This is a genomic window from Variovorax sp. 20P10.2.4 (genome assembly GCF_058244205.1).
On record NZ_JBZAYE010000382.1, the window covers coordinates 1 to 7,236 of the forward strand.

The 7,236-nt window shown below is 70.9% G+C and carries 6 protein-coding genes; all 6 read left to right on the plus strand.

Annotated elements, in window-relative coordinates; translation table 11 throughout:
* A partial coding sequence (locus AC27VN_RS27600; RefSeq protein ID WP_490878596.1) for a polysaccharide biosynthesis/export family protein occupies positions 1-925 on the plus strand: 925 nt, incomplete at its 5' end.
* A gap of 59 nt (positions 926-984) precedes the next feature.
* On the plus strand, positions 985-3,276 hold the full coding sequence (locus AC27VN_RS27605; protein ID WP_490878597.1) for a polysaccharide biosynthesis tyrosine autokinase: 2,292 nt from the start codon (positions 985-987) through the stop codon (positions 3,274-3,276).
* Positions 3,273-3,932 (plus strand): sugar transferase, encoded by a 660-nt coding sequence (locus AC27VN_RS27610; RefSeq protein ID WP_093350076.1) that lies wholly within the window; start codon positions 3,273-3,275, stop codon positions 3,930-3,932. The genes AC27VN_RS27605 and AC27VN_RS27610 overlap by 4 nt, the downstream gene beginning before the upstream one ends.
* A 51-nt stretch (positions 3,933-3,983) precedes the next feature.
* Positions 3,984-4,961 (plus strand): GDP-L-fucose synthase family protein, encoded by a 978-nt coding sequence (locus AC27VN_RS27615; protein ID WP_490878598.1) that lies wholly within the window; start codon positions 3,984-3,986, stop codon positions 4,959-4,961.
* Positions 4,962-5,007: 46 nt separating this feature from the next.
* Positions 5,008-6,315: a hypothetical protein gene (locus tag AC27VN_RS27620; RefSeq protein WP_490878599.1), complete on the plus strand. Its 1,308-nt coding sequence runs from the start codon at positions 5,008-5,010 to the stop codon at positions 6,313-6,315.
* Positions 6,312-7,236 (plus strand): glycosyltransferase (locus AC27VN_RS27625; RefSeq protein ID WP_490878600.1); only part of this gene is annotated, 925 nt, incomplete at its 3' end. The genes AC27VN_RS27620 and AC27VN_RS27625, both read left to right, overlap by 4 nt.

The following is a 7,236-nucleotide window of genomic DNA, read 5'->3' on the forward strand; positions in this document are numbered from 1 at the left end:
GCCGTCGCCCGAGGTCCGCGAACTGTTCGGCAAGTCGCCGGCCTACACGATCGGCGCCGGCGACGTGATCGGCATCGTGGTCTACCGCCATCCGGAGCTGATGCCCAGCCAGGGCGCCGTGATCTCGCAGCAGACCGACGCCACCGGCGTGAGCGTCGCGCCGGGCTTCATCGTGGACGGCGAAGGCGAGATCAGCTTTCCCTACATCGGCCGCACCAAGGTGGAAGGCCTGACCGAGAGCGCCGCCTCCGAGATGATCGCCAGGCGCATCGCGCCCTTCGTCAAGGACCCGCTGGTCAGCGCGCGCATCCAGACTTTCCGCAGCCGCCGCGTCTACGTGGAGGGCGACGTGCGCATGCCGGGCCTGCAGATCTTCACCGACGTGCCGATGACGCTGGCCGAGGCCCTGAGCCGCGCGGGCAGCACCAACGCCAGCGCCGACCGCTCGCGCATCGTGCTCACGCGCGGCGGGCGCGCGCTGACGATCGACCTGCCGGCGCTGCAGGTCCAGGGCTACGACGCGGGCCGCATCCCGCTGCGCAGCGGCGACGTCGTGAACGTCGGCACGCGCGACGACAGCCGCGTCTACGTGATGGGCGAGATCCTGCGGCCCTCGGCCCTGCTGATGCGCAACGGCCGGCTGAGCCTCAACGAGGCGCTCGGCGACGCCGGCGGTCCCGAGCTGCAGACCTCCTCGCCCGGACAGATCTACGTGGTGCGCAACGCGAGCGGCGACGTGCCCGACGTCTACCACCTCGACGCGAAGAACCCGGTGGCGCTCGCGCTGGCGGACCGCTTCGAGCTGCGGCCGCGCGACGTGGTCTACATCGACCCGGTGCCGCTGGTGCGCTGGAACCGCGTGATCAGCCTGATCCTGCCCGCCGCCCAGGTCGTGAACCTCGGCGGCACGGCGAGCCGCCGCTGATGGCGCACCGCTCGCCAGGCTCCCCCGCTCCCGCCCCCGACAGACCACGAGGTGAACCCATGAATGCCCGATCGCTCATCGCGGCCCCCGCGCCCGCGGACCCGCCGGCCGATGCTCCCCTGGCGCGCTCGCGCCTGCGGGAACACATTGACCTCTTCCTCGACAACCGCTGGACGATCGCGAAGTTCGTCGCGGCCGCGCTGCTGCTGGGCGCGCTCTACACCCTGTTCGGTCCGCGCGTGTACGAGGCCAACGTGCTGCTGCAGGTGGAAGACGCCGAGCGCTCGGGCGGCACCCTGCTGGGCGAGTCGGCGAGCAGCGCGCTCAACGCCAAGACGCCGACCGCGGGCGAGGCCGAGATCCTCAAGTCGCGGCTGGTGCTGGGCCAGGCGATCGAGGACACCAAGCTCTACATCGAGGCCCGGCCGCTGTACCTGCCGCTGATCGGCGCCTGGCTCGCGCGCGGCACCAGGGAACTGTCGCAGCCCGGCCTGCTGGGCATGGGCGGCTACGTCCACGGCGCCGAGCGCATCGTCGTCGCGCAGATGGACGTGCCGCCCGAACTCGAGGGCTCGCGCTTCCTGCTCACGGCGGGCACGCGCAGCAGCTTCACGCTGACGCATCCGAAGCTGGCCGAGCCCATCGTCGGCACGGTGGGGGCGCCGCTCGACGTGGAGACCGCGCTCGGGCCGCTGCACCTGCTGGTGGGCTCGATGGCCGGCCTGCCGGGCGCGCAGTTCGAGCTGGTGCGCCAGTCGAAGCAGCTCACGCTGCTCGCGCTGCAGCGCGACCTGCGCGTGATCGAGAAGGGCAAGCAGTCCTCGGTGATGGACCTGAGCTGGCAGCACGGCGACCGCATGCAGCTGGCCACCCTGCTCAACGAGGTGGCGCGGCTCTATGTGCGGCTGAACATCGACCAGAAGACCGCGCAGGCGCAGCGCGCGCTCGACTTCCTGGGCGGCGAGCTGCCCAAGCTCAAGTCGCAGCTCGAGCAGTCCGAGGAAGCCTACAACCAGTACCGCAACCAGAACGGCACCATCAGCCTGGACGACGAGGCACGCAATGCGCTGACGCAGAACGTGACCCTGCAGGCCAAGCTCTTCGACGCCACCCAGAAGCGGCTCGAGCTCACCGAGCGCTTCACCGCGCGCGATCCCAGCGTGCAGACCATCGACGCGCAGATCGCCGCGTTGCGCAAGGGGCTCGGCACCGTCGAGCTCAGCATCCGGCGCATGCCGCAGCTGCAGCAGAACGCGCTGCGCATGCAGCGCGACATCAAGGTCAACACCGACCTCTACGTGGCGCTGCTCAACAGCTCGCTGCAGATGCGACTCGCGAAGGAGGGCCGCATCGGCAACGTGCGCGTACTCGACCCGGCGCTGCAGCCCGAGAAGCCGATCCGCCCCAGGGCGGCGATCGCGATGGGCCTGGCGCTGGTGGCGGGTCTGTTCGCGGGCCTGGGCGCGGTGCTGCTGCGCCGCTCGTGGCGCGCCACGGTCGCGAGCCCGGCCGAGATCGAGGCCCACACCGGGCTCGAGGTCTACAGCACGGTGGCGCTGAGCCGGCACCAGCGCCTGCTCGATCGCGCGGCGCAGCACGGCCTGCCCGGCGTGCACGTGCTGGCCATGCAGCACCCCGAAGACCCGGCGCTCGAGGGCGTGCGCCGGCTGCGCACCGCGCTCAAGTTCGCACTGCCGGGCGCGCGCAACAACCGCATCATGGTGTCGAGCGCCACGCCCGGCGCCGGCAAGAGCTTCGTGTCGGCCAACCTGGCGGTCGTGCTCGCCGCCGGCGGCCGGCGCGTGCTGCTGATCGACGCCGACCTGCGGCGCAGCAGCCTGGGGCCGTACTTCGGACTGGCGCCGCAGGACGGCCTGGCGGAGCTGCTGCTCGGCGAGATCGACGAACGGGCCGCGATCCACCGCGCCGTGCTGCCGCAACTCGACGTGATGGCCAGCGGCGTGCCGCCGCGCGACCCCACCGGCCTGCTGTGCGGCGATGCCTTCGCGCGGCTGCTCGATCGGCTCTCGCAGCGCTACGACACGGTGATCGTCGATGCACCGCCCACGCTGCTGGCCTCGGAGGCGCCCGAGATGGCCGTTCACATGGGCACGCTGCTGATGGTGGCGCGCGCCGGCGACAACGAGCTCGGCGACCTGACGCAGAGCATCAAGGAGCTGCGGCATGCGGGCGCGCGCTTCCAGGGCGTGGTGCTCAACGCGCTCGATGCGCGGCAGCGCTACTACGGCAGCCATGCCTACCGCTATGGCGCCTACCGGGTGCGCGCGCACGAGTATCCGGCCCTCACGCCGCCGCTGGCCGCGCCGGGCGCAACGGGGGCGGCCGCATGAGCCTGCTGCAGACCGCGCCGGCCGCGCCTTCGCTCGAGGGGCGCGCGCTGATGGCCGCCAAGCGCGGCGTCGACATCGCCATGGCGGGCAGCTTCTTCCTGCTGTTCGGCTGGGCCTATGCGCTGGTGTGGATCGGCGTGCTGCTGAGTTCGGGCCGGCCCGCGATCTACATGCAGCCGCGCTACGGCAAGAACGGCCGCGTGTTCCGCTTCTACAAGTTCCGCTCGATGGTGGCCGATGCCGACGGGGTGCTGGCGCGCCACCTGCGCGAGGACGCGGCGGCGCGGCTGCAGTGGGCCAAGTACCAGAAGCTGGACCGCGACCCGCGCATCACGCCCTTCGGCGCGATCCTGCGCAAGTACAGCATCGACGAGCTGCCGCAGTTCTGGAACGTGCTCAAGGGCGACATGAGCATGGTCGGCCCGCGCCCCTGCATGTTCTCGCAGAAGGACCTGTACGGCGGCTACTGGGGCCACTACTGCGCGGTGCGCCCCGGCATCACCGGCCTGTGGCAGATCAGCGGCCGCAGCGAGGTGAGCTATCGGCGCCGCGCCGCGATGGACGCCGACTACGTCGCCACGCTGTCGCTGCGCCACGACGTGGCCATTTTGTTCAAGACCTTCGCCGTGGTGGCCGGCGCGCGCGGCTCGGGCTAGCGAAGCCGCCGCAGTCATCGATCCCGGATTCCGAACTTCACGAAAGAACCTATGCGTATCTACGTTGCAGGCCATCGCGGCATGGTGGGCCAATCGCTCTCGAGGCGCCTGCGCGCCATGGGCCACGAGGTCGTCACGCGCGACCGCGAGGCGCTCGACCTGCTCGACCAGGAGGCGGTGCGCCGCTTCTTCGCGAGCGAACGCATCGACCAGGTCTACCTGGCCGCGGCCAAGGTCGGCGGCATCCACGCCAACATGAGCTACCCGGCCGAGTTCATCTACCAGAACCTGATGATCGCGGCCAACGTGACGCACCAGGCTTTCCTTGCGAACGTCACGCGGCTGCTGTTCCTCGGCTCGAGCTGCATCTACCCGCGCCTGGCCGACCAGCCGATCGCCGAGGAGGCGCTCCTCGGCGGCCAGCTCGAGCCGACCAACGAGCCCTACGCGATCGCCAAGATCGCCGGCATCAAGCTGTGCGAGAGCTACAACCGGCAGTACGGCGCCTCGCACGGCATCGACTACCGCAGCGTGATGCCGAGCAACCTCTACGGGCCCGGCGACAACTACCACCTCGAGAACAGCCACGTGGTGCCGGCGCTGATCCGGCGCTTCCACCTCGCCAAGTCCACCGCCGCGCCCAGCGTGCTGATCTGGGGCACGGGTCGCGCGCGCCGCGAGTTCCTCTACGTCGACGACATGGTCGACGGCTGCATCGCGGTGATGAACCTCTCGCGCGCCGTCTACGACACGCACACCGAGCCGATGCGCGCCCACATCAACCTCGGCACCGGGGACGACCTGTCGATCGCCGAGCTGGCCGAGCACATCCGCGAGGTGGTCGGCTACCGCGGGCGGATCCAGTTCGACACCTCGCAGCCCGACGGCGCGCCGCGCAAGCTGCTCGAGGTGTCGCGCGCCGCCAGCATCGGCTGGCACGCCACGATGCCGCTGACCGACGGGCTGCGGCGCACCTATGCCGACTACAGCCGCGCGGTGCGGCCGGTCGAGACCCTGGCGCCGGCCTGAGCGCCGCCGCCCTCGAACGAACAAACGAACGAACGACGAGGCGCTCATGAGAATCCTGTGCTTCTGGTGCGGCCTCGCCGCGGCGATGCTGTGCGGCCTGCTCGACCCGGTGTGGGGCTACGTGGCGGTGTTCCTGCTGTCGCTGCTGCAGCTCGCGCTGCTCGGCGGCCCGGGCGCGAGCGTGTTCCTGCTCGTGCACTACACCACCCTGCTGACCTACTTTTCGCTCGCGCCGGCGATCCAGATCGCGCAGGACCTGAGCTTCTGGGAGGCCGGCGTGATCGGCACGGTGGCGCACACGCAGGCGCTGATGCTGCTGCTGCTGTACATGGCCGGCGTGGAGGCGGCGCGCTTCGGCGTCGTCGATCCACCATTGCGCGATCCGGGCACCGCGCCGGCGCCCGGCGCGGCGCACCCGCTGCTGTTGCTGGGCCTGCTGGGCGCGGCCTTCGCGGTGCTGCTGGCGCGCGCGGACCTCAACTTCGTGGCGCGCGGCCTGCCCGGCGAGATCGAGAACCCGCCGCTGGACTTCATCGTCTACTCGACGCTGCCCAAGCTGGTGGTGCTGATGTGCTTCGTCGCGCTGGCGATCCATGCGCTGCGCCAGCGCACGGCCACTGCCTGGTGCCTGGCCGCGCTGGCGCTGGCCGCGGCCGCCATCGCGGCGAACCCGGTCAACACCGCGCGCCAGATCCTGCTGATCGGCCTGCTGCCGCTGTTGATCCACTGTCTCGGCCGCTCGCGGCGCTGGACCCTGGCCTTCGTCGTCTTCGCCGCCATCGCGGGCCTGGGCCCGGTGTTCAACCTGCTGTCGCGCGGCAGCATGTGGGGCGAGTCGCTCGCGACCTTTCCCTACAGCCCCGACTTCGATGCGATGTACGTGGTGGCCGGCCTGCTGGAACGCGCACCGTCGCCCGATCTCGGCTTCGGCCGCTACCTGCTGTCGGGCTTCTCGTTCGTGCTGCCGCGCGACATGAAGCTGTTTCCCGACTTCGACCCGCTGGGCTGGCCCGCCGTGCTCGGCAACTTCTCGCAGAGCAACCTGTCGCTGGCGCAATTCGCCACCGTCTTCTTCGACTTCGGCCTGCCGGGCCCGCTGGTGTTCGGCTTCCTGCTCTCGAGCCTGTTCCGCCGGGTCGACCGCGCGATCGACACGCACGGCCCGCTCTCGCGCGGCTACTTCGCGGCACTGGTGCTGCTCGCGGCCTACGTGCCCTTCATGCGCGGGCCGATCCTGGGCTGGGGTCCGTTCGCGGCCTCGGGGCTGATCGCGGCGCTGCTGGTCGGTGCCCTGTGCACCGGCTTCGGTCCCGCGCGCCGCGCGCTCGTACCCCGTCCTGCCGCCAACACATGAACTCCTCGATGCCCGACTACCTCTTCTACGACACGCTGCGGCTCAACCGCGGCGCCGGCGGCGTGCTCAACGTCTGCGAGGTGCTGCTGCGCAGCATGCGGCTGTCGGCCGGCGAGGCGATCGCCTCGGCCAGCGAGCGGCACCCGCGGCTGTTCGAGCTCGCGCGCCGCACCGGGCTCAGCCGCTTCGTGCTCGAGACCCTGCTCTACAACGCCCACCAGCTGCATGCCTGGCGCGCGGAACGGCGGCTGTGCTCGCTGTTCCCCAACTACTTCCTGCCCTTCGCTCTGTTCGGCCGGCACCGCGACGCGATCGTGATCGTGCACGACCTGCAGTACAAGGCCCATCCCGAGCATTTCAGCCGCGCCAAGCGGCTCTGGCTCGACTGGAACCTGCGCCGGCTCGCGCGCAGCCACGCGCAGGTGGTGTTCATCAGCCGCAGCAGCCAGCAGGACTTCGAGCGCCATTTCGGGTCTTGCGCGCATTCGACGGTGATCTTCAACCCGGTCGACGCGGTCGCCATGCAGACCCCGCCCGAGGCCGCGCCCGCGGGCGAGCGCTACCTGATCGCGGCCTACCACTACTACCCGCACAAGAACTTCGGCGGCACCTTGCGGCTGTTCGAGCGCATGAAGCGCGCGGGGCTGGTCGACCGGCTCGACATCACGGGCAACGGCGCGGCCGAGGTGGCGCGCATGGTCGCGGCCGAGGTGCCCTCGCTGCGCGGCTGCGTGCGCCACCGCGGGCTGGTGTCGCGCGAGGAGCTGATCGGCCTCTACCGCGGCGCGCAGGCCTTCATCTCGCTGTCGCGCTTCGAGGGCTTCAACCTCTCCGCCGCCGAGGCGGCAACGCTGGGCGTGCCGCTGCTGCTGTCGGACATCCCCGTGCACCGCGAGCTGTTCGGCGGCTATGCCTTCCTCG